18 protein-coding genes are annotated in these 20228 nt (G+C 61.1%); 10 read left to right on the top strand and 8 right to left on the bottom strand.

Annotation, left to right across the window (positions count from 1 at the left end; all coding sequences use genetic code 11):
* Positions 1-111 precede the first annotated feature (111 nt).
* Complete coding sequence (locus ABD997_RS11870) at positions 112-1155, bottom strand: polysaccharide deacetylase family protein (RefSeq protein WP_345317280.1); 1044 nt, start codon at positions 1153-1155, stop codon at positions 112-114.
* A gap of 34 nt (positions 1156-1189) precedes the next feature.
* Here ABD997_RS11870 and dinF point away from each other — a divergent pair, with 34 nt between their 5' ends.
* On the top strand, positions 1190-2524 hold the full coding sequence (gene dinF / locus ABD997_RS11875; protein ID WP_345317233.1) for an MATE family efflux transporter DinF: 1335 nt from the start codon (positions 1190-1192) through the stop codon (positions 2522-2524).
* Positions 2525-2720: 196 nt separating this feature from the next.
* Positions 2721-2903, top strand: a complete 183-nt coding sequence (locus ABD997_RS11880) for an SH3 domain-containing protein (RefSeq protein ID WP_345317234.1) — start codon at positions 2721-2723, stop codon at positions 2901-2903.
* A 59-nt stretch (positions 2904-2962) separates the two neighbouring features.
* Here ABD997_RS11880 and nfuA read toward each other — a convergent pair whose 3' ends face one another.
* Together nfuA and ABD997_RS11890 are read right to left on the bottom strand one after the other, a co-directional pair.
* Positions 2963-3541, bottom strand: a complete 579-nt coding sequence (gene nfuA / locus ABD997_RS11885; RefSeq protein ID WP_345317235.1) for a Fe-S biogenesis protein NfuA — start codon at positions 3539-3541, stop codon at positions 2963-2965.
* Between the two features lie 212 nt (positions 3542-3753).
* On the bottom strand, positions 3754-4521 hold the full coding sequence (locus ABD997_RS11890) for a ComF family protein (protein ID WP_345317236.1): 768 nt from the start codon (positions 4519-4521) through the stop codon (positions 3754-3756).
* Between ABD997_RS11890 and bioH the strand changes: the two genes are divergently transcribed.
* Positions 4520-5332, top strand: coding sequence for a pimeloyl-ACP methyl ester esterase BioH (gene bioH / locus ABD997_RS11895; protein WP_345317237.1), 813 nt, complete (start codon positions 4520-4522; stop codon positions 5330-5332). The genes ABD997_RS11890 and bioH overlap by 2 nt on opposite strands.
* Before the next feature lie 49 nt (positions 5333-5381).
* The gene (locus tag ABD997_RS11900; protein ID WP_345317238.1) at positions 5382-5789 is read left to right on the top strand and encodes a hypothetical protein; all 408 of its coding nucleotides are present in this window, start codon (positions 5382-5384) and stop codon (positions 5787-5789) included.
* Positions 5790-5833: 44 nt separating this feature from the next.
* Here ABD997_RS11900 and ABD997_RS11905 read toward each other — a convergent pair whose 3' ends face one another.
* On the bottom strand, positions 5834-8173 hold the full coding sequence (locus ABD997_RS11905; RefSeq protein WP_345317239.1) for a Tex family protein: 2340 nt from the start codon (positions 8171-8173) through the stop codon (positions 5834-5836).
* Between the two features lie 215 nt (positions 8174-8388).
* Entirely contained in the window at positions 8389-8862 is a 474-nt protein-coding gene (greB, locus tag ABD997_RS11910) for a transcription elongation factor GreB (RefSeq protein ID WP_345317240.1), read from the bottom strand.
* Positions 8863-9034: 172 nt separating this feature from the next.
* On the opposite strand from greB, the gene ompR reads away from it, so the two are divergent.
* Together ompR and envZ are read left to right on the top strand one after the other, a co-directional pair.
* On the top strand, positions 9035-9757 hold the full coding sequence (gene ompR / locus ABD997_RS11915; protein WP_345317241.1) for an osmolarity response regulator transcription factor OmpR: 723 nt from the start codon (positions 9035-9037) through the stop codon (positions 9755-9757).
* Positions 9757-11070, top strand: coding sequence for a two-component system sensor histidine kinase EnvZ (envZ, locus tag ABD997_RS11920; protein WP_345317242.1), 1314 nt, complete (start codon positions 9757-9759; stop codon positions 11068-11070). Before ompR ends, envZ begins: the two co-directional genes overlap by 1 nt.
* A 66-nt stretch (positions 11071-11136) precedes the next feature.
* On the opposite strand, the gene ABD997_RS11925 is transcribed toward envZ, so the two are convergent.
* The 3 genes from ABD997_RS11925 to hslR form a co-directional block, all read right to left on the bottom strand.
* Positions 11137-12681 carry a phosphoenolpyruvate carboxykinase gene (locus tag ABD997_RS11925; RefSeq protein WP_345317243.1) on the bottom strand — a complete coding sequence of 515 codons (1545 nt, stop codon included), beginning with the start codon at positions 12679-12681 and terminating at the stop codon, positions 11137-11139.
* Between the two features lie 151 nt (positions 12682-12832).
* The gene (gene hslO, locus ABD997_RS11930) at positions 12833-13693 is read right to left on the bottom strand and encodes an Hsp33 family molecular chaperone HslO (RefSeq protein ID WP_345317244.1); all 861 of its coding nucleotides are present in this window, start codon (positions 13691-13693) and stop codon (positions 12833-12835) included.
* Positions 13690-14100 (bottom strand): ribosome-associated heat shock protein Hsp15, encoded by a 411-nt coding sequence (hslR, locus tag ABD997_RS11935; protein WP_345317245.1) that lies wholly within the window; start codon positions 14098-14100, stop codon positions 13690-13692. The genes hslO and hslR overlap by 4 nt, the downstream gene beginning before the upstream one ends.
* A gap of 234 nt (positions 14101-14334) precedes the next feature.
* Between hslR and gspC the strand changes: the two genes are divergently transcribed.
* Genes gspC through gspF form a run of 4 tightly spaced genes read left to right on the top strand, consistent with a single transcriptional unit; the run spans position 14335 to position 20210 of the window.
* Positions 14335-15255: a type II secretion system protein GspC gene (gene gspC, locus ABD997_RS11940; protein WP_345317246.1), complete on the top strand. Its 921-nt coding sequence runs from the start codon at positions 14335-14337 to the stop codon at positions 15253-15255.
* A 24-nt stretch (positions 15256-15279) separates the two neighbouring features.
* Entirely contained in the window at positions 15280-17436 is a 2157-nt protein-coding gene (gspD, locus tag ABD997_RS11945; RefSeq protein WP_345317247.1) for a type II secretion system secretin GspD, read from the top strand.
* Complete coding sequence (gene gspE / locus ABD997_RS11950; RefSeq protein ID WP_345317248.1) at positions 17433-18977, top strand: type II secretion system ATPase GspE; 1545 nt, start codon at positions 17433-17435, stop codon at positions 18975-18977. The genes gspD and gspE overlap by 4 nt, the downstream gene beginning before the upstream one ends.
* 3 nt (positions 18978-18980) lie before the next feature.
* A complete protein-coding gene (gene gspF / locus ABD997_RS11955; protein ID WP_345317249.1) occupies positions 18981-20210 on the top strand; it encodes a type II secretion system inner membrane protein GspF in 1230 nt (409 codons plus the stop codon).
* The last annotated feature ends 18 nt before the right edge of the window (positions 20211-20228 follow it).

The raw sequence follows: 20228 nt of genomic DNA on the forward strand, positions 1-20228 counted from the left end.
CAGCAGTCGCTTGGCTCTAGGCAGTCAAGCGGTCTTTACGCACCCCGTGGTCATCTTGTGCAGGAAAGAAAACGGCACCCCAAGGGGTGCCGTTGTTGTCACTGTGCCGAGTTACTCCTCGGGCCAGCTGCCATCGGGGTTGGCCTGTACCCAGGGTTGGGAGAACCAGTAGAAGCCGCTCTGGCTGCGGCTCGGCGCAGTGCAGTTGTAACGGCTTCGACCGGCGGGCATTGGCAGGTCCGCCTGGATGGTAAAGGTGTGATCATCTAGCCAGGTGGGGGTCTTGGCCCCCTGGCCCTGGATGAAACACATCAACTGATTGGTACGGACATCCTCGACGGCCAGCTTAATAGTGAGGCTGGGGCGGCGCCGATCCACCAGCTCCGACTCCTCGCCGTCGATGGCCACCACGGGCATGTTGAGACTGTGCATCTTCACCCGCAGGCTGTCCATGTCCGCGTAGGGGCCCGCCACCGGATAGCGGGGCAGGGCGGTCAGGCTGGAGTAGGGGCCGGCGGCACCGGAGTGCTGACCGATACCGATATAGCCCATCTCATCCAGTAAGGCCCGTAGCGCCTGGTTATACTCGCCGTAGGGGTAGGCCAGCGCCTTGAGGGAGTGACCCACCTCGCTTTGGATGGCTGCTTCGGTTTGCTCGATACTGTTGCGGATCCGGTTGGCCCACTGGGCCTGGCTTTCGCCTGGGTTGAGCCGGATCATATGCTCATGGGCGTAGCCGTGGTTGCCTATGGTGGCGCCCTCCCGGGCGATGCTGCGCAGGGTATTCCAGTCCATCATGTTGCTCCGGCCCTGCTCGATTGGCGCCAGGTTCACAAAGACCGTGTAGGGGAAGCCGTAGCGGCGAAGGATTGGGTGGGCATTGTCGGCAATATTGCGGTAGCCATCGTCGAAGGTGATCACCACGGTTTTCGGTGGCAGGTCCTCCCCGGCGCGGATCGCCCGTAGGGCGGTTTCCAGCGGCACGACATCAAACTGCTGTTCGACCAGGTAGGCCATCTGCTGCTCGAACTGGGCCGGTGTGACCGAGGTTGCTGCCGGCGTGTTCTCGCTGACGTGGTGATACTGTAGGATCACCACCGCCTGTGCCGGCGCCATCAACAGCCCCAACGTGAGGGCCAGGGCCAGCGACATCATACGATTCATCATAGATTGGAACTCATCTGTTTTTATGACTATCCCCGCCGTGTTGCGGCAGCCAGCGGCGCATCGTCGCACCTTTGCTCTGGCCGTGCCGATGATCCTGTCCAATATCACTATCCCGCTGCTGGGACTGGTGGACACGGCGGTGATCGGGCACCTGAGCGATGCCTATTACCTCGGCGGCGTAGCCGTTGGGGCGATGATTATAACCTTTTTATTCTGGATCCTCGGATTTTTACGCATGGCGACCACGGGGTTGGTGGCCCAGGGCCATGGTCGTGGCGATCCTCTGGCCCAGTTACAGGTGCTGTTTCAGGGCGCGGTGATCGCGCTAACGCTGGCTGCGACGGTGCTGATCCTGCGTCAGCCTATCCTGGAGATCGCCCTTGGGGTGCTGGGCGGCAGCGACGAGGTGCAACATTACGCCAGCATCTATTTCCAGCATAGGATCTGGAGTGCGCCGGCGGCCCTGGTCAACCTGGTAGCGCTTGGCTACCTGCTGGGGCGCCAGCTACCCAGGGCGGCGATGTGGCAGCTGATCCTGGCGAATGTGCTGAATATCGTGCTGGATATCTGGTTCGTCCTCGGACTGGAGTGGGGGGTGGCGGGCGCGGCCCGGGCCAGCGTTATCGCGGATTATGGTGCCCTGTTGCTGGCGGTCTGGTTCATCCATCGACAGTTACCGGCCGCGCTGAAAACCCCGTCAACCTGGCGTGCGCTAACGATGCGCGGCTGTGGTGCGCTGATTGGGTTAAACCGGGACATCTTTATCCGTACCCTCTGTCTTCAGCTGTGCATGGTCTTTGTTACCGCGCAGGGGGCCCGAATGGGGGATGAGATCGTCGCTGCCAACTCGGTGCTGATGAACTTTACCCTGTTGATCGCCTATGCCCTGGATGGTTTTGCCTACTCGGCGGAAGCCGAGGTGGGCCGAGCCCTGGGGGCCCAGGACAAGCCTGGCTTGCTGGATGCGGTGTGGCTTGGCTGGTTCTGGTCGGCACTCACGGCAGGGCTGTTTTGCCTGATTTTTGCCCTGTTGGGGAGTTTCATTATCCAGTTGTTGACGGACATTCCCGAAGTGCGGGCGACCGCGCAGCGTTACCTGCCCTGGATCGCCCTCTATCCGCTGCTGGCGTTTACCTGTTTCCTGTTTGATGGTGTCTATATCGGTGCGGCGAAGGGCGCGGCGATGCGCAATGCCATGATGGTCTCGGCGCTCTGTTTTTTCGCGCTCTGGACACTGGTGCAGGGCTGGGGTAACCACGGCCTCTGGTTGGCCTTCAACGGTTTCATGCTCTCCCGTGGTCTGGTGTTGGGGGGCCACTTTCTCTGGCAGTGGCGCCACGACCGGTGGATCCCCTGATACCCCGTGGATAGGAAACGAGTCAGAAAACAGAGAGGTGCGGGTGATCGTAAGGGTTTTGACGGCACACAGATCCCACTATCCGGATCCCATCGCCTTTTGACGTGGCTAACTTGTCCGGCTCGGACGGCTGGACAGTGAATATGGCGGGTGGATCCGAGCGACCACCGACTGTGGCAATCAGGGGTGGGCACCGGTGGATTACATCGATATCCGTGGAGAAACCGGGATGGCCCTTTGCAGTGACAGCGCCCGGGAGCTGAACGCCCGTGAAGGTGAGACGCTTCGTGTGGCGCAAACCCTCACTGGCTGGCTCTTTGCCATCAACGCCGATGGAGAGCCGGGCTGGGTGCCCGGCGAAACCGTTTCCCGGCAATAACCAGCAAAAAGCCGCATCCTGAGATGCGGCTTTTTTTGCTGGGATGCAGCGACAACGGCTTAGAAGTAGGAGTGTTCGCCGTGCTCGTGCTCGGTCACATCCTTGACCGCCGTCAGCTCACCGCTGAACTCCTCCAGCAGTTGTTTCTCGATGCCATCCTTGAGGGTCACGTCCACCATGGAGCAGCCGTTACAGCCACCGCCAAACTGGATCACCGCGATGCCATCGTCGGTCAGTTCCACCAGGGTGATGTAGCCGCCGTGGCTGGCCAACTGCGGGTTCACCTGGGACTGGATGGTGTACTCAATACGGTCACGCAGGGGCGCATCGTCGGCCACCTTGCGCATCTTGGCGTTGGGAGCCTTCAGGGTCAGTTGGCTACCCAGCTGATCGGTCACGTAATCGATCACCGCCTCCTCCAGGAAGGGGGCACTCTTGCTGTCCACCATGGCGCTGAAGCCACTGAACTCCAGCTCGGTGTCATCTTCCTCTACCGCATCCGGTGGGCAGTAGGAAACGCCGCACTCCGCTTGAGGGGTACCGGGATTGATGACAAATACACGGATATGGGTGCCTTCCGCCTGGCTGCTCAGCAACTTGGCGAAATGTTCCTGCGCGGCTTCGCTAATGGTGATCATAAATGTGTCTCTTAAAACCTGAGTAAACGACTCGGATACTGCAATCATACCTTTTACAGGGCGGTGATTATAGCCCCAGGGTGTTATCCCGATCACGCTTCACCGGTGTCAAATCGTGACATGTATGTTCAATGGCGACGAGTGTCTGGGACCGGACTATCCAGAGGTGCAGGTTGTGGCCCGGGTAACGGGGGCGAGAATTTATCCCCCTTTCAGGGCGTCGATCCGGGATCGACGGCCGGTTGGTTTGGCCTAGCCATTTCCGGTCGCGCAAGGGCGCTGGCCAGGGCCCAGTACTGTTCGACCCTGTGCCCCTCACGGCGCAGGGCCCTGGCCACCGCTGTCATGGTGGCTCCAGTAGTAATCACATCGTCCACCAGGACCAGACCGCTTTGGGGAGGCTGGTTTGGGGCGGCCTGGTAGAGTTCCCGGGGAATACGGTGCCGATCCCGTCCCTGCCGTTCATGTTGAGGCACGCTGGATTGGGTCTTGAAGACCAGCTGATCCCATACCGGCAGGTCCAGTTGTCGACCCAGTTCATCGGCGATAATAACCGCATGGTTGAATCCCCTGACCGGCAGCCGGAGCGGATGCATGGGGATAGGCACCAGCGCCAGGGGCGGTGGCAGAGCCTGCTGCTGACACAGCATCCGGACCCGGTGGGCCAATACTTCACACATGGGTTGCACCAGCGACAGCTGATGCTGGATCTTGATCGCGCCCGAGAGGTAGCCGACGGGATGGTGGTAGGGGTAGGAGACCACCTTGGGCCACCAGCGGCGTCGGCGCTGACAGCGACCACAGCGCCAGGGTGGCGCGTGCTGCAGTGGTCGGGTGCAGCAGAGGCAGAGCGGGCCGGGATCGTTGTCCGCCAGACAGTAAGCGCACAGCCCCCGGCCCCGGGGGATGGGTTGCTGACAGAGGTGGCAGCGGTTGGGTAAACTGCCGGCCAACCACCTTGCCACGGAGTGCATATTCATGTCTGAAACCCTAGTGTCCCGCCGGTCTCACCTGCAAATTGATTGGTATGGAGCGGGACCGACACTGCTGTTGTTGCACGGCTGGGGCATGAACGGGGCGGTATGGCGGGACCTGGCACCGGCGCTGGCCGATATGGGGTTCCGAGTGGGGACGGTGGATCTGCCCGGCTTCGGCGACTCCCCAGGGCAGGATCTCCCCCAAGGGGGAGAGGCGCTGGCGTCGCTGGCCGAGGTGGTATGGTCGGCCTTTCCCGACAATGAGCCCGTGCACCTGCTGGGCTGGTCCCTTGGGGGGCTGGTGGCGACCCGGATGGTGTTGCAAGCCCCCTCCCGGACCCGCTCTCTGGTGACCCTGGCCAGTTCACCCTGTTTCCAAGGCAGCGCCACCTGGCCGGGAATCGCTCCGGCCGTGCTAGGACAGTTTCGCCAGCAGCTGGCGCAGGACTGCGATAAGACCTTGTCCGCGTTCTTTGCCCTCCAGGCGATGGGCTCGGCGACTGCAAGAGAGGATGTGCGCCGGTTAAAACGGGCTGTGATGAGTAAACCCAAGCCGGATCCCGAGGCTCTGGACAGGGGGCTGGGGATCCTGCAAGAGTGCGACCTGCGTCCCCAGCTAGCCAAGCTATCGGGCCCCTGGCTGAGGCTTTACGGGCGCCTCGATGGTCTGGTTCCGGCACGGGTGATTGAGCAAGTGGACAGCCTCGCGCCGGGCTCAGTTTCGGTGCAGATTGAGAAGGCATCCCATGCGCCCTTTATCTCCCATCCCGAGGAAACGCTGGCAGTACTGCAGCGCTTTTACCAGGGGCTCTGATCCCGGGCGACTACACTCTGGGAAGGTGTAACCTAGGCCCGGAGGCGCCATGACCCTTCCCGAGTCCCTCTACAGTCTGGTGCTGGCGATCCCCCTGGCGGGCGTCGTGGTGTTCACCCTGCGCTTTGCCCCCATCCTGTTCCGGCGTGGCGAGCTGGCCTCCGCCCAGGCGTTTGTTCGCGGACTCTGTCCCTGGTTCTACCTCTACTGCATGGCGTTTATCCTGGTGGCGCTGCTGCTGCGCTGGGTGATGGGGGCGGCCTGGGAGGTGCGCCTGCTGAGCCTGTCACTGCTGGGCTTCGGTGCGGCGGGGCTGGTCGCCCTGCCTATCGGTCAGCGGGTGGCGACCATCGCCCGGCAACGTTGGCTGGCCTGGCGTCATCGGCTCATCCTGCTGCTCAATAGTGTCCAGATGCTGCTGCTCTCCCTGCTTGGCTATGGCTGGGTCAGCGGATAGACCGGTTAAAAATGAAAGCCGCCCCGGGGGCGGCTTCGATAAGGTTAACGCTTCTTCACCTTCGCCTTGGCAAAGGCTTCGGCCAGGGCGCCGGATTGAGGGGCGCGCTCGGTCGGCCTGCTCCGCTCCGGACGCGGCCGGGCGGATCGCCCACGCCGTTCATCTCCGGCAGAGGAGGGTTTGGACGGGCTGGGCTTGTCGCGGGACTCCGCGGAGTCGTTAAGCCGCATGGAAAGGCCGATCCGCTGGCGCGCCACGTCCACCTCCATCACCTTCACCTTGACCACGTCGCCGGCCTTGACCACGCTGCGGGGATCATCGACGAAGCGGTCTGAAAGAGCGCTGATGTGCACCAGCCCATCCTGTTTGACGCCAATGTCCACGAAGGCACCGAAGTGGGTCACGTTGGTGATCACCCCCTCCAGCACCATGTCTGGCTGTAGATCGGTGATCTTCTCCACCCCATCGGCGAAACGAGCGGTTTCAAACTGGCCCCGGGGATCGCGGCCAGGCTTGTCCAGTTCGGTCAGGATGTCGCTGATGGTGGGCAAACCGAACCGCTCATCGATAAACTGGCGTGCGTCGACCTGGCGCAGCACGCCGCTGTTGCCGATCAGCTCCTGTACTGAAATGCCGGTGTGCTGGCTGATGGTTTTCACCACCGGGTAGGCCTCAGGGTGAACACCGGAGGCATCCAGGGGGTCCTCCCCATCACGAATGCGCAGGAACCCGGCGCACTGCTCAAAGGCCTTGGGCCCCAGGCGGGGCACCTTGAGCAGCTGTTTGCGGCTGGTGAAGCGCCCCTGACCGTCCCGGAAGGCGACGATGTTTTGCGCCAGGGAGCGGCTCAGTCCGGCCACCCGGGCCAGCAGGAGAGCCGAGGCGGTATTGAGATCCACCCCGACGCCATTGACGCAATCCTCCACCACCGCATCCAGGGTGCGGGCCAGCTGGACCTGGCTGACGTCGTGCTGGTACTGGCCGACCCCGATCGATTTGGGGTCGATCTTCACCAGCTCCGCCATGGGATCCTGAAGTCGGCGGCCGATGGAGACGGCACCCCGCAGGGAGACATCCAGCTCGGGAAACTCGTCGGCGGCGGTTTGAGAAGCGGAGTAGACCGACGCGCCCGCCTCGGACACCATCACCTTGGTGAGCCCCGGCTGTTGCAGGGTGCGGATCAGCTCCGCCGCCAGCTTGTCGGTTTCCCGGGAAGCGGTGCCGTTGCCGATGGCGATCAGCTCTACCCGGTGTTCGGCAACCAGTTTTGTCAGGGTGGCCAGGCTGCGATCCCACTGCTTCTGTGGTGCATGAGGATAGATGGTGTCGGTGGCGACCAGTTTGCCGGTGGCGTCGATCACCGCCACCTTGCAGCCGGTGCGCAGGCCGGGATCCAGCGCCAGGGTGGGGCGCATGCCCGCCGGGGCAGCCATCAGCAGGTCGGACAGGTTAGTGGCAAAGACCCGGATCGCCTCGGTCTCGGCGCGTTCTCGCAACTCGCCAATCAGCTCGGTTTCCATCGCCAGCGACAACTTCACCCGCCAGGTCCACTGGCACACCTGCTGTAACCAGGCGTCCGCTTTGCGGCTGCGGTTTTCAATTCCCACCTGCTGGGCGATGAGGGATTCACAGATGGAGCGGCGGTCATCGGGATCCCGCTCCGTATCCGGATCCAGGCTCAGATGCAGAATCCCCTGGTTGCGTCCCCGCAGCATCGCCAACACGCGATGGGAGGGCACCTTGGCCCAGGGCTCACTGTGCTCGAAGTAGTCCGAGAACTTGGCGCCGTTGCTCTCCTGACCGTTTACTACGGTAGCGGTCAGGCGGGCATGCTGTTTCATGTGACGACGCACCACCGCCAATACCGAGGCGTCCTCGGCGAAACGCTCCATCAGGATGGCCCGGGCCCCTTCCAGGGTGGCCTTGGTATCGGCAAAGCCTGCTTCGGGCTGGAGGAATCTCTCCGCTTCCTGTTCCGGATCCCGGCTGGGATCCTCAAGTAGCACCTCCGCCAGGGGGGCCAGTCCCGCCTCGATGGCGATCTGCCCCTTTGTGCGGCGCTTGGGACGGTAGGGCAGGTAGAGATCTTCCAGTTCGGTTTTGGTGGCAACCCGCTGGATCTGGGCACGCAGGGGGTCAGTCAGCTTGCCCTGATCCGCAATGCTGGTGAGGATGGTTTGACGCCGATCTTCCAGCTCACGGAGGTAGCCCAGACGGGATTCCAGGGTACGCAACTGGGTATCGTCCAGGGTGCCGGTGACCTCTTTACGATAGCGGGCGATGAAAGGCACGGTACTGCCCCCATCGAGCAGCGTGATCGCGGCCTCAACCTGTTGTGGGCGTACGCCCAACTCCTGGGCGATGGTGTTTGAAATCGATTCCATAGATCTGCCTGATGCCGCCGGGGCGGCTGATAAACGCAAAAACGACCGCTACCTTAGCACAGCCCGGGTGGGGCGAGAGCGAGTGGGTATGGCGGCAAAGTGTGGGGGGCGGAGCAACGCATCGGGGTTGCCCCGGCTCGATGTTTGTTCAACGGTGGGAATCCGGATCGCTTCCCGATCGGCGCTGTACAATAAGCGTCCACTCACTATCGACTTTACTTCTCGTAGTGGATCGCGGTGATATACCAGCTGACGTTGCCGGCGGGGGTAGGAACGATCGCCTCATCATCCATCTCCTTCTTCAGCAGCGCCCGGGCCATCGGGGAGTCGATGGAGATACAGTCGTCCCGGCCGAAGATCTCGTCATAGCCGACGATCTGGAACCGCTTGCTGTCGCCGTCGTCGTTCTCGACCTCGACCCAGGCGCCGAAGAACACCTTGCCCTCCTGCTGGGGTGAGAAGTCGACGATCCGCAGCAGCTCCAGGGATTTACGCAGGTAACGCACCCGGCGGTCGATCTCGCGCAGGCGCTTCTTGTTGTACTGGTAATCGGCGTTTTCACTGCGATCCCCAAGGCTCGCCGCCCAGGCCACCTTGGCAGTGGTCTCCGGTCGCTCTACCCGCCAGAGGTGATCCAGCTCCTGCTGCAGCTTGTTGTACCCTTTTCGTGTAATTAGCTTGGTTCTCATGGTACCCGGTTTGATGATTGGGGCGAGAGGGCCCGAAAGGAGAATAACAGCAGCCTGGGAGTATGATGGCAAGGGAAATGACACACTTCGCAACGATCTGAGCGCGGTCACATCGTGACAAGCGCCGTCGCTGGCATACAATGCTAACAGGCTGAATCATTGAGGAAAGCATATGGAACAGGAAACCACCAAGGTGTTGGTCGTTGACGACGATGTTCGCTTGCGGGGGTTGCTGGAGCGCTACCTGGTTGAGCAGGGCTTCCAGGTGCGAAGTGCCGCCAATTCCGAGCAGATGGATCGCCATCTGGAGCGGGAGAATTTTCACCTGCTGGTGTTGGACCTTATGTTGCCCGGGGAGGATGGCTTGTCGATCTGTCGCCGCCTGCGGGAGAAAGAGAACCCGATCCCCATCGTGATGCTGACCGCCAAGGGTGACGAGGTGGACAGGATTATCGGTCTGGAGATGGGCGCCGACGATTATCTGCCCAAACCTTTCAATCCCAGAGAGCTGCTGGCACGGATCCGGGCGGTGCTGAGACGCCGTCCGTCAGAAGTGCCTGGAGCACCCTCCCAGAGCGAAGAGATTGTGGAGTTCGGCGAGCACAAACTGAACCTCGCCACCCGTGAGATGACCAAGGGCGAGGAGTCTATCTCATTGACCTCCGGCGAGTTCGCGGTGTTGAAGGTGTTGGTGACCCATCCCCGCGAACCCATGAGCCGGGATAAGTTGATGAACCAGGCTCGGGGCCGGGACTACAGTGCCCTGGAGCGCTCCATTGATGTCCAGGTTTCGCGCCTGCGCCGCCTTATTGAAGCTGATCCCTCTAATCCCCGTTATATCCAGACGGTTTGGGGACTGGGCTATGTCTTTGTGCCAGACGGGGCGGCCCACTAGTGCCGAGAACCCTGCTGCCGCGGAGTAACTTTGGTCAGACGGTGCTGCTGATCGGCTCTCTGCTGCTGGTGAACCAGCTGGTTTCCTACCTGTCGGTGTTGGCCTACGTGGTCAAACCCTCGACCCAGCAGATGGTTCAGCTGCTCTCCCGCCAGGTGGAGCTGGTGTTCAGTGATCTGCAGTTGGATATCGAACACCTGACCCCGCTGGACGCCCTGAAAGCAAAGCTCGCGGATGATCCCCATATGGAGGCTTTCACCGCCAGGGAGGCGGATGCAGCGGGGGTAAAACAGGCGACCTTCTATCGTCTGCTGTCGGATCAGATGAGTACCTACCTGGGTGGTAAGGCACGGGTGAAGCTCTCTACCGGGGAGAAGTTCCAGGTCTGGATCCAGCCGCCTCAGGCGCCGGATGGCTGGATCCGGGTTTCTCTATCCAGTTTTGATGACTCCTTCGTGAATAACCCACTGGTCATCTACCTGCTGGCTATCGGCACTCTATCGGTGTTGGGGGGTTGGTGGTTCGCGCGTCTGCAGTCCCGACCCCTGCGCCGCTTGCAGCGGGCGGCGCTGCAGGTCTCTCGCGGCGTCTTTCCGAAGCCGCTGCCCCTCTCCGGCTCCGCCGAAGTGATGGAGGTAACCAAGGCGTTTAACCAGATGGCGGCGTCGATGGCGCGGTTGGAGACGGATCGCAACCTGCTGCTGGCGGGGGTGTCCCATGATCTGCGCACGCCGCTGACCCGGATCCGGCTGTCGGCAGAGATGATGAGCCAGGAAGATGAGTTTCTAAAAAGTGGCATCGAGCACGACATCGATGACATGAACGCCATCATCGATCAGTTCATCGCTTTCATTCGCGGTCACCAGGATGAATCCCGGCAACTGCTGAATATTAATGAGCTGTTGACCGAGGTGGCCAATCTGGAGGAGGTGCGGGGGGGCGAACTTGAGCTGGCACTGGGGGAAACCTCGGCGGTACCGATGCAGCCGGTGGCGATCAAGCGGGTGATCAACAACCTGGTCGAGAATGGCCAGCGCTACGGTCATGGCTGGCTGCGACTCAGCTCTGGTCAGGAGCCCGGCTGGATCTGGTTTAAGGTGGAGGATAACGGCGATGGGATCCCACTGACCCAGCTCGAAGCGATGTTCCAACCCTTCCACCAGGGGGATAAGGCCAGGGGAGGGGCAGGTTCCGGTCTGGGCTTAACCATCGTTCGCCGCATCATTGAGCATCATGGCGGGGAGATCCACGTGGCCAATCGTCGTGCGGGTGGGCTTGAGGTGAAGGTGCGTTTACCCCGGGAAGAGGCCTGATGGCCCTGACCCTGCGGCCATAAAAAACGCAACTTCAGGTGAAGTTGCGTTTTTTGTTGCACGCTTTTAGTGCCGGGGCGGTTTACCACCGGGGCCCGCGGCGATGATCTCCTCGGGTACGTCGTAGCGGGAAAAGTTGGCTCGGAAGGATTGGACCAGACGCTCGGCGTAACGATCATATTCATCGGGATCGGCCCAGGTCTCTCTCGGGACCAGCAGCTTGGGATCCACTCCGGGGACCGCCTCTGGCACTGACAGGTTAAGTTGCGGCAGGGGCCGAGTCGGCGCGTCAGCCAGTGCACCGGAGACGATGGCATCGATCACTGCCCGGGTCGTGGGGATATCGAAACGCTGACCCTGGCCGTAGGGGCCTCCGGTCCAACCGGTGTTGACCAGGTAAACCCGGCTGCCGAATGCGGCGATCCGCTCCATCAGCAGCTCGGCGTAGACGCCGGCGGGGCGGGGGAAAAAGGGGGCACCGAAACAGGTGGAAAAGGTCGACTCGATGGCACTGGCGCTGCCGATCTCGGTGCTGCCCACCTTGGCGGTGTACCCCGAGAGGAAGTGGTATGCAGCGGCCTCCTTGGAGAGGCAGGCGACCGGTGGCAAAACGCCGGACACATCGCAGGTGAGGAAGACCACGGCATGGGGCTCGGCGCCACGGTTGGCAGGGATACGCCTGTCTACATGCTCGAGTGGGTAGGCCGCCCGGCTGTTCTGAGTCAGTCGGGTATCGGAGTAATCCGGACTGCCCCCTGCAGCCAGTACCACATTCTCCAGCACACTGCCAAAACGGATCGCATCCCAGATCACCGGTTCATTCTTGCGGGAGAGGTCAATGCACTTGGCGTAACAGCCGCCCTCGATGTTGAATACACCACCGGGCGCCCAGCCGTGCTCGTCATCCCCGATCAGGGCCCGTTTGGGGTCCGCTGACAGGGTGGTCTTGCCGGTGCCGGAGAGGCCAAAGAAGAGTGCGGTGTCCCCATCGCTGCCGACATTGGCGGAGCAGTGCATCGGTAGGACGCCCTTGGCAGGCAGCAGGAAGTTCTGTACCGAGAACATCGCCTTCTTCATCTCTCCGGCGTAGCGCATGCCGGCCAGCAGCACCTTTCGCTCCGCGAAGTGGATGATCACAGCACCGTCGGAGGCGGTGCCGTCACGCTCGGGCTGGCACTGGAAGCTGGGCACATTGAGGATCTGCCACACCGGTTTATCGGCACGATTCCACTGGGTCGGGACAATAAACAGATTTCGGGCAAACAGCTGGTGCCAGGCGGTTTCGGTGCGTACCTCCAGCGGCAGGTAATGTTCCGGGTCTGCACCCACTTCAAGGTGAGAGAGGAAGTGCTCCCGCTGCTCCAGATGTCGCTCGACCCGGTGCCAAAGTGCATCGAACTGGCCCGGGTCAAAGGGGCGGTTGACCTCCCCCCAATCGATGGCGGACTCGGTGCCGGGTTCCTTGACGATGAAGCGATCCTTGGGGGAACGTCCGGTGCGATGGCCAGTTTCCACCACCAGGGCCCCGTTGTCGGCCAGTCGGCCCTCATGACGCCGGATGGCGGCCTCAACCAGTTCGGCGCTGCCAAGGTCCTGTCGGATATCTGCCATATTACTCTCCTCGGTTCCCAGGGTGAGAGTGGCCACAGGATGAAAACGTCGCCACCGATAGAACAGAAGATAGCGGTTAACCCTCTTATTCAAAATAGAAAAAGCTGCCATTTAGGCAGCTTTTTACAATTATACCGGGTTGTTTTGGCCCTTAATGCTGTTGGGAGCCACCCTTGAACGCCCCCTGCTGGGCCGCTGCGACATCTACCGCGTCGAAGCGGTAGTGGCTGTTGCAGTAGTCACAGTGCATATCGATTTGTCCTCGCTCTTCCAGCAGGGATTCGAGCTCGGCGGGATCCAGGGTGGCCAGTGCCGCCAGGCTGCGCTCGCGGGAGCAGCCGCAGCGAAAGACCACGTCAGAGGGATCAAACAGCTGTACCGACTCCTCGTGGTAGAGACGGTACAGCACGTCCTGACCATCCAGCTCAAACAGCTCCTCAGCCTTGATGGTGTCTGTCAGGGCTTCGAGGTGTTCGAACTCCACCTCGGTTTCGATGTTGCTGGCGGGCATCTGCTGCAGCAACATGCCGCCGGCCTGCTGCCCGTTGGCGTGCAGCCAAAGACGGGTATTGAGCTGCTCGGATTGGGCAAAGTACTGCTCAATGTTGGCGGCCAAGGTGGGCTTGTCGAGGGCAACAATACCCTGGTAGCGCTCACCCTCATCAGGGGTGATGGTGATTACCAGGTGGCCCTTGCCGATCTGGGCCTGGAGGTCCCCCTCAGGGACCTCACCATTGAAGCGGGCGACGCCACGGAGCACATTGTCGTGGCTGCCATTGATAACCAGGAGCTGGAGCGGACCGTCGCCCTGGATCTGTACCGCGATATCGCCCTCAAACTTCAGGGTGGCGGTCAGCATTGCAGTCGCGGCCAGGGTCTCGCCGAGCAGGCGCTGAACCGCAGCCGGATAGTCGTGGCCGGCCAGGATCTGCTGGTAGCTATCTTTGAGTTGGACCAGTTCGCCGCGGACATCCGCCTTGTCGAACAGGTAGCGGTATAACTTGTCGGTCATCGGTGTTCGTTGTCCTGATGTTTGACGCGCAGCAGCTGGCGTCGCTGTTTCTTGTCGGGGCGGCGGGCATGGGGGTCGGCATCGGCCATCAGGCGACGCTGCTGCGCACGCTCTGCCCGCTTTTGCTGACTTTGTTCGGTTTCCTGGTACAGGCCCTCTGCCAGTGCCGCACTGACACGTTTCTCTGCCAGCCCGGTGACCAGGATCTCTTTCTCGTCGTAGCCCTGCCAAAGGGTGACGGTGGCGCCGAGTTCCAGCTTACGACTGGGTTTACTGCGTTGTCCGTTCACCTGGACCTTACCGCCGTTGATCATCTCCTGCGCCAGGGCGCGGGTTTTATACAGTCGGGCGGCCCAGAGCCACTTATCGAGACGAACGGCGCTCATCGCCTCGTCATTTTTTGTCATTGATGCTTGTTTTAACACACAAAACCCTTAGGGTTGGGAACGGCTGTGAGGGGATACGGCATCTTAGGGCGGGTTAACTTAGCATAATTGACCAAAATTGGCTATCTGAAGCGGTTCGCCAACGATTCGCTTGTTGCCTATCATTGGCGTAAGTTAGCATCAAATATACTTCTTTTTATTATCAAGGTGTCGGCCTCCACGTGGCGAGCCGGACCAGGACGCATTTGTCGACAGATGGATTTACCTTTACCGCTTCAGCGCTGGCTGGCCCAGCTACCTCAGGCTCAGATTGCCCGGGCTCTTATGCTCGTGTTGTCCCTGTGCGTCCTCTATCTTCTCGCCCTGATCACCTGGCAGCTGCTGCCACAGCCAAACACGGAGCCCTCTACTTGGCGCCCGAGCGCCCAAACCGGCTCTGACAGCCAGGAGACGGTTTCTCTTGAGCCGCTGCTGGCACTTGAGCTTTTTGGTAAAGCGGAGCCGAAAACGGAAGAGGAAACGGCGGCACCCGTGAGCCGGGATATCATCACCGACGCCCCCAAGACGACCCTTAGAATTTTGCTTACAGGCCTGGTGGCCAGCTCTATTGAGCAGCGAGGGATTGCGGTGATCGAGAGCAAGGGCACGCAGGAAACCTATGGCATCGGCGATAAGATCGAGGGAACCAATGCCAGTCTGCATGAGGTTTATGCTGATCGTGCCATCATTCTTAACCAGGGACGTTACGAGACCCTGATGCTCGATGGCGTGGAGTACACGCAGGAACTCTCTGACGAGACGCAAAAGCTGCGCAGTGTCGGCCAGGCCGAGCGGACCGAAGCCAGCAGCAGCGCCAATGAGGCGATGGCGGAGGCCCGTGACATGCTGCTGTCCGATCCGGGCAAGCTGACCGACTACATCAGTTTTTCTCCGGTCCGGGGGGAGGACGGGTTGCGTGGTTATCGCCTGAATCCGGGACGGGAAGGGCGGGACCTTTTTCTTGCCTCCGGCCTTCAGCCGAATGATATTGCCGTTTCCGTCAACGGATACGATTTGACCAACTTGGCCGAGGCGGCGCAACTAATGAGCGAGTTGCAGGAGCTGACCGACGCCTCCTTAATGGTGGAGCGGGATGGGCAACTGACCCAGATCGACTTCTCCCTGCCAAGCCAATAAACGACTTCAAGTGAAGGAAGCACCATGACTGTTAAGCAGCGTCGACTGCCCTGGGTTCGCAACCAGATCGTTGCGGGGATGCTGGCCGGCGTCGCCGCCTTTGCGGTGGCACAGGAGCCAGCCCAGTATGCCGCCAACTTCAAAGGCACTGACATACAGGAATTTATCAACATTGTTGGAAAAAACCTGGAGAAAACCATCATCGTTGATCCGACGGTGCGGGGTAAGATCAACGTCCGTAGCTATGACCTGCTTAACGAAGATCAGTACTACCAGTTTTTCCTCAGTGTGCTGCAGGTCTACGGCTACTCCATCGTTGAGATGGAGGACACCAACATCATCAAGGTGGTGAAGGACAAGGACGCCAAGGATATGAATATCCGTGTGGCGGACGATGAGAATCCCGGTGCCGGGGATGAGATGGTGACCCGTATCGTGCCGCTCTACAACGTCGAAGCGAAGCAGCTGGCGCCGCTGCTGCGCCAGCTTAACGACAACGCCCGGGGCGGGAATGTGGTGAACTACGACCCCTCCAACGTGATGATGATCACCGGCCGCGCTGCGGTGGTGAACAAGTTGGTGGAGATCATCAAGCGGGTGGATCTGCAGGGGGATACCAAGGTGGAGGTGGTGAAACTGAACTACGCCTCCGCCGGTGAGATGGTACGGATCATCGATGCACTCTATCGTGGCGGCGGCCAGCAGGCCGCTACCGGAGCCGGCTCTATTCCTAAAGTGGTGGCCGATGAGCGGACCAACGCCGTGGTGATCAGCGGCGATGAGCGTGCTCGCCAGCGCGCCGCCGAGCTGGTGCGGGAGCTGGATCAGGAGATGAAAAGCTCCGGCAATACCAAGGTGGTTTACCTCAAGTACGCCAAGGCGGAGGACCTGCAGCAGGTCCTGTCCGGCTTTGCCGAGAGCCTGCAGACCGAGGAGGGCGGCGCCCAGCCTCAGCAGCGTCGACGGGCCAATGAGATCACCATCATGGCCCACGATGAGTCCAATGCGCTGGTGATCAACGCCCAGCCGGACCAGATCCAGACTCTCGAAAGTGTCATCCGTCAGCTCGATATCCGCCGTGCCCAGGTGCTGGTGGAGGCGATCATCGTTGAGATTGCCGAGGGGGATGAGGTGGGCTTCAGCGTCCAGTACGGTTCCCTCGATGGCGGCCTGATCCAGTACAACACCGGCTTCGGCACCACCATCGGTGAGATCGGCGCCGGGGTCTGGGACGCCCGTCCCACCGAAGGCACCGAGGTGTGTGAGGGCATTGGCTCGGATCAGCGCTGTACCAAGAACCCGGATATCGATGGGGACATCTCCACCCTGGCGGGGGCGCTCTCCAAGGTTAACGGCATGGCCTGGGGCGTCGCCTCCGGCGACTTCGGTGCCCTGATCCAGGCGGTGGCGTCGGATTCCAATTCCAACGTGCTCGCCACCCCCTCCATCACTACCCTGGATAACCAGGAAGCCAGCTTCGTGGTGGGTGACGAGGTACCGGTGATCACCGGTTCCACCTCTGGCTCCAACAATGACAACCCCTTCACCACGGTGGAGCGGAAGGAGGTGGGGATCAAGCTCACCGTGACCCCACAGATCAACGAGGGGGACGCAGTGCAGCTGCAGATCGAGCAGGAGACCTCCAACGTTAATGGCCGCACCGCGGTGGACGTAACCTTTGGCAAGCGTACCCTGAAGACCACGGTACTGGCTGACTCCGGCGAGACGGTGGTTCTGGGGGGGCTGCTTAACGAGGATGTTCAGGAGTCGGTCTCCAAGGTGCCACTGCTGGGGGATATCCCAGTGATCGGCCACCTGTTCAGCTCCACCAGCTCCCGCAAGAGCAAGCGCAACCTGATGATCTTCATCAAGCCCACCATCATCCGTGACGGTGTCACCATGTCCGGGCTCTCTGGCCGCAAGTACAACTACTTCCGGGCCGAGCAGCTGAAGCAGAAAGAGCGCGGTATCAATCTGATGCCGAATACCGATGTTCCCGTACTGGATGAGTGGGTGGTGCCGGAAGGGATGAGCCCGGAGATCTTCGAGCTGCTCCAACGCCATCAGGGCGGGGAAGGTTTACCGACCCCGGTGCGGGATGAGCGCGAGTGGATGCATAAGGCACTGGGCAAGGAGGCGGATGAGACAGTGAGCAAGGAAGCGGCGGAGCCCGGAAAATGAGCGACGAGATCCGCACCCTGGACGAATCGGTGGATCTGCCTCCGCAGCTGGAGGATGAGATGGTCATCAAGGAGGGAAGCCAGCGGCTCCCCTTCGCCTTTGCCCGCCGGTTTGGCGTCATGATCGACGACGAATCCGAGCCCCATACTCTGTGCCATATCGGCGACGCACCGCTGACGGCCCTGCTGGAGGCGCGCCGTTTCTCTGCGGCCCCGCTGGCGTTGAAGGTGCTGGACCGCAGTGCCTTTGACCTGCGCTTGACCGCGCTGTACCAACAGGACTCCTCCGAGGCTCAACAGCTGATGGAGGATATCGGCAAGGACGATGATCTGACCTCCTTGGCGGACGAACTCCCGGAGACGGAAGACCTGCTTGATGCCGACGACGATGCGCCCATTATTCGCCTGATCAATGCCCTGCTGTCCGAGTCGATCAAGCTCGGTGCCTCGGATATTCACGTGGAAACCTACGAGAAAGACCTGGTCGTACGCTTCCGGGTTGACGGCGTACTGCGCGAGGTTCTCAAGCAGAAGCGTAAGATTGCGTCTTTGCTGGTCTCCCGTATCAAGGTGATGGCCAAGTTGGATATTGCCGAGAAGCGGGTGCCGCAGGATGGTCGCATCTCCCTGCGGATCGGTGGTCGTGCTGTCGATGTGCGGGTCTCCACTATGCCCAGCTCCCGCGGTGAGCGGGTGGTGATGCGGTTGTTGGACAAGAACCAGTCGGTGCTTAACCTGGAGCAGCTGGGCATGTCCCACCGGATCCACGTTCGCTTCCAGCACCTGATCCGCCGTCCCCACGGTATCCTGCTGGTGACGGGCCCAACCGGCTCCGGTAAGTCCACCACCCTTTATGCGGGCCTGACCGAGATCAACAGCCGGGACCGGAATATCCTCACGGTGGAAGATCCCATCGAATATGAACTGGAAGGGATTGGCCAAACCCAGGTGAATACCAAGGTCGATATGACTTTTGCCCGAGGCCTGCGCGCCATCTTGCGACAGGATCCGGACGTGGTGATGGTGGGGGAGATCCGGGACCTGGAAACCGGCCAGATCGCCGTTCAGGCCTCGCTCACCGGTCACCTCGTGTTGTCGACCCTGCACACCAATACCGCCTCCGGGGCCATCACCCGTCTGCAGGATATGGGGGTGGAGCCTTTCCTGGTTTCCTCCTCACTGCTGGGTGTGGTGGCGCAGCGACTGGTGCGGACGCTCTGTACCGAGTGCAAGGAGCCCTCCGCACCCAACGAACGTGAGCGTGAGCTTATGGGGCTGTCGGCCGATGAGAAGGTGGTGCTCTACCATCCCAAGGGGTGCGAGGCCTGTAACCATAGCGGTTACAAGGGCCGAACCGGGATCCATGAGCTGCTTGAGGTGGATGACACCATCCGCGAGCTGATCCACGGCGGCAAAGGAGAGCTCGCCATCGAGCGTTACCTGCGCCAGACCACTCCCTCCATCCGTGAAGATGGCTTCTCTAAGGTGCTGGCCGGTGTCACCACCCTGGAAGAGGTTCTGCGGGTGACCCGGGAGGAGTAAGGCATGGCCGCATTTGAATACCAGGCGCTGGATCTGCAGGGACGGCAGAGGAAGGGCGTGATCGAGGCAGATACCGCCAAGCAAGCCCGCAGTCAGCTGCGCGATAAGCAGTTGATGCCCCTCTCCATCGAGCCTGCCGCCCGGCGGGAAAAGCGTCAGGATGGCGAACAACGCTTTGATCTGGGCAAGTTGTTTCAGCCCCGGGTGAAGGCCAAAGATCTCGCATTGATCACCCGTCAGCTTTCGACGCTGGTAGCCGGCGGCTTGCCGCTGGAAGAGTGTCTCAAGGCGGTGGCGGAACAGAACGAGTCGGCGCGCCTGAAAAGCATGATGATGGCAGTTCGCGCCAAGGTGGTGGAGGGCTACTCACTGGCGGAATCCCTGGCGGATTACCCCCGAGTATTCGATGAGCTGTTTGTCGCTATGGTGGCCTCCGGCGAGAAGTCCGGTCACCTGGAAGTGGTGCTGGAGCGGTTGGCGGACTACACCGAGCGCAAGCAGGAGCTGAACTCCAAGCTGACCCAGGCGCTGGTCTACCCGGTGATACTGGTGCTGCTCTGCCTGGGCGTTGTCTACTACCTGCTCACCTCCGTGGTGCCCCAGGTGGTGTCCCAGTTTGAACATATGGGCCAGTCCCTGCCCGCGACCACACAGTTTCTTATCGACACCTCGGAATTTCTCAACGCCTATGGCCTCTATATCTTTGCGGCCATCGTGCTCGCGATCCTGGGGTTCAATCAGGCGTTGCGTAATCCGGCCTTCAAGTTGCGCTGGCATGGCGTTGTGCTGGATCTGCCCATTATCGGTAAGGTATCCCGGGGCCTGAATACGGCGCGCTTTGCCCGGACCCTGAGTACCCTGACCTCATCCGGTGTGCCGATGCTCGAAGCGATGAAGATCGCCGCCGACGTCCTGCTGAACCAGAGGGTGAAAACGGCGGTACAGGAAGCCACTACCAAGGTGCGTGAGGGGGCTTCCTTAAGGGCCTCACTGCAACAGACCAAGCTGTTCCCACCCATGATGCTGCATATGATCGCGTCGGGGGAGAAGTCCGGCGAGCTGGACAGCATGCTGGGGCGGGCGGCGGATAACCAGGATAGGGAGTTCGAGGCGACCATGACCATCGCCCTGGCGGTGATGCAACCGCTGATCATCGTGACCATGGCGGGCATCGTCATGTTCATCGTGATCTCCATCCTGCAGCCGATGCTGGCCCTCAACCAGATGATTTAACCCAATTGACCCAAATGA

It is taken from the genome of Ferrimonas gelatinilytica (assembly GCF_039544205.1).
GTDB lineage: Bacteria > Pseudomonadota > Gammaproteobacteria > Enterobacterales > Shewanellaceae > Ferrimonas > Ferrimonas gelatinilytica.

Coding starts and splice junctions, on each gene's coding strand:
- gspF (WP_345317249.1), top strand. CDS start 18,981: ATGGCCGCATTTGAATACCAGGCGCTGGATCTGCAGGGACGGCAGAGG.
- ABD997_RS11925 (WP_345317243.1), bottom strand. CDS start 12,681: ATGGCAGATATCCGACAGGACCTTGGCAGCGCCGAACTGGTTGAGGCC.
- bioH (WP_345317237.1), top strand. CDS start 4,520: ATGTCTGAAACCCTAGTGTCCCGCCGGTCTCACCTGCAAATTGATTGG.
- ABD997_RS11890 (WP_345317236.1), bottom strand. CDS start 4,521: ATGAATATGCACTCCGTGGCAAGGTGGTTGGCCGGCAGTTTACCCAAC.
- nfuA (WP_345317235.1), bottom strand. CDS start 3,541: ATGATCACCATTAGCGAAGCCGCGCAGGAACATTTCGCCAAGTTGCTG.
- gspE (WP_345317248.1), top strand. CDS start 17,433: ATGAGCGACGAGATCCGCACCCTGGACGAATCGGTGGATCTGCCTCCG.
- hslO (WP_345317244.1), bottom strand. CDS start 13,693: ATGACCGACAAGTTATACCGCTACCTGTTCGACAAGGCGGATGTCCGC.
- gspC (WP_345317246.1), top strand. CDS start 14,335: ATGGATTTACCTTTACCGCTTCAGCGCTGGCTGGCCCAGCTACCTCAG.
- ompR (WP_345317241.1), top strand. CDS start 9,035: ATGGAACAGGAAACCACCAAGGTGTTGGTCGTTGACGACGATGTTCGC.
- ABD997_RS11905 (WP_345317239.1), bottom strand. CDS start 8,173: ATGGAATCGATTTCAAACACCATCGCCCAGGAGTTGGGCGTACGCCCA.
- hslR (WP_345317245.1), bottom strand. CDS start 14,100: ATGACAAAAAATGACGAGGCGATGAGCGCCGTTCGTCTCGATAAGTGG.
- gspD (WP_345317247.1), top strand. CDS start 15,280: ATGACTGTTAAGCAGCGTCGACTGCCCTGGGTTCGCAACCAGATCGTT.
- greB (WP_345317240.1), bottom strand. CDS start 8,862: ATGAGAACCAAGCTAATTACACGAAAAGGGTACAACAAGCTGCAGCAG.
- ABD997_RS11900 (WP_345317238.1), top strand. CDS start 5,382: ATGACCCTTCCCGAGTCCCTCTACAGTCTGGTGCTGGCGATCCCCCTG.
- ABD997_RS11870 (WP_345317280.1), bottom strand. CDS start 1,155: ATGATGTCGCTGGCCCTGGCCCTCACGTTGGGGCTGTTGATGGCGCCG.
- dinF (WP_345317233.1), top strand. CDS start 1,190: ATGACTATCCCCGCCGTGTTGCGGCAGCCAGCGGCGCATCGTCGCACC.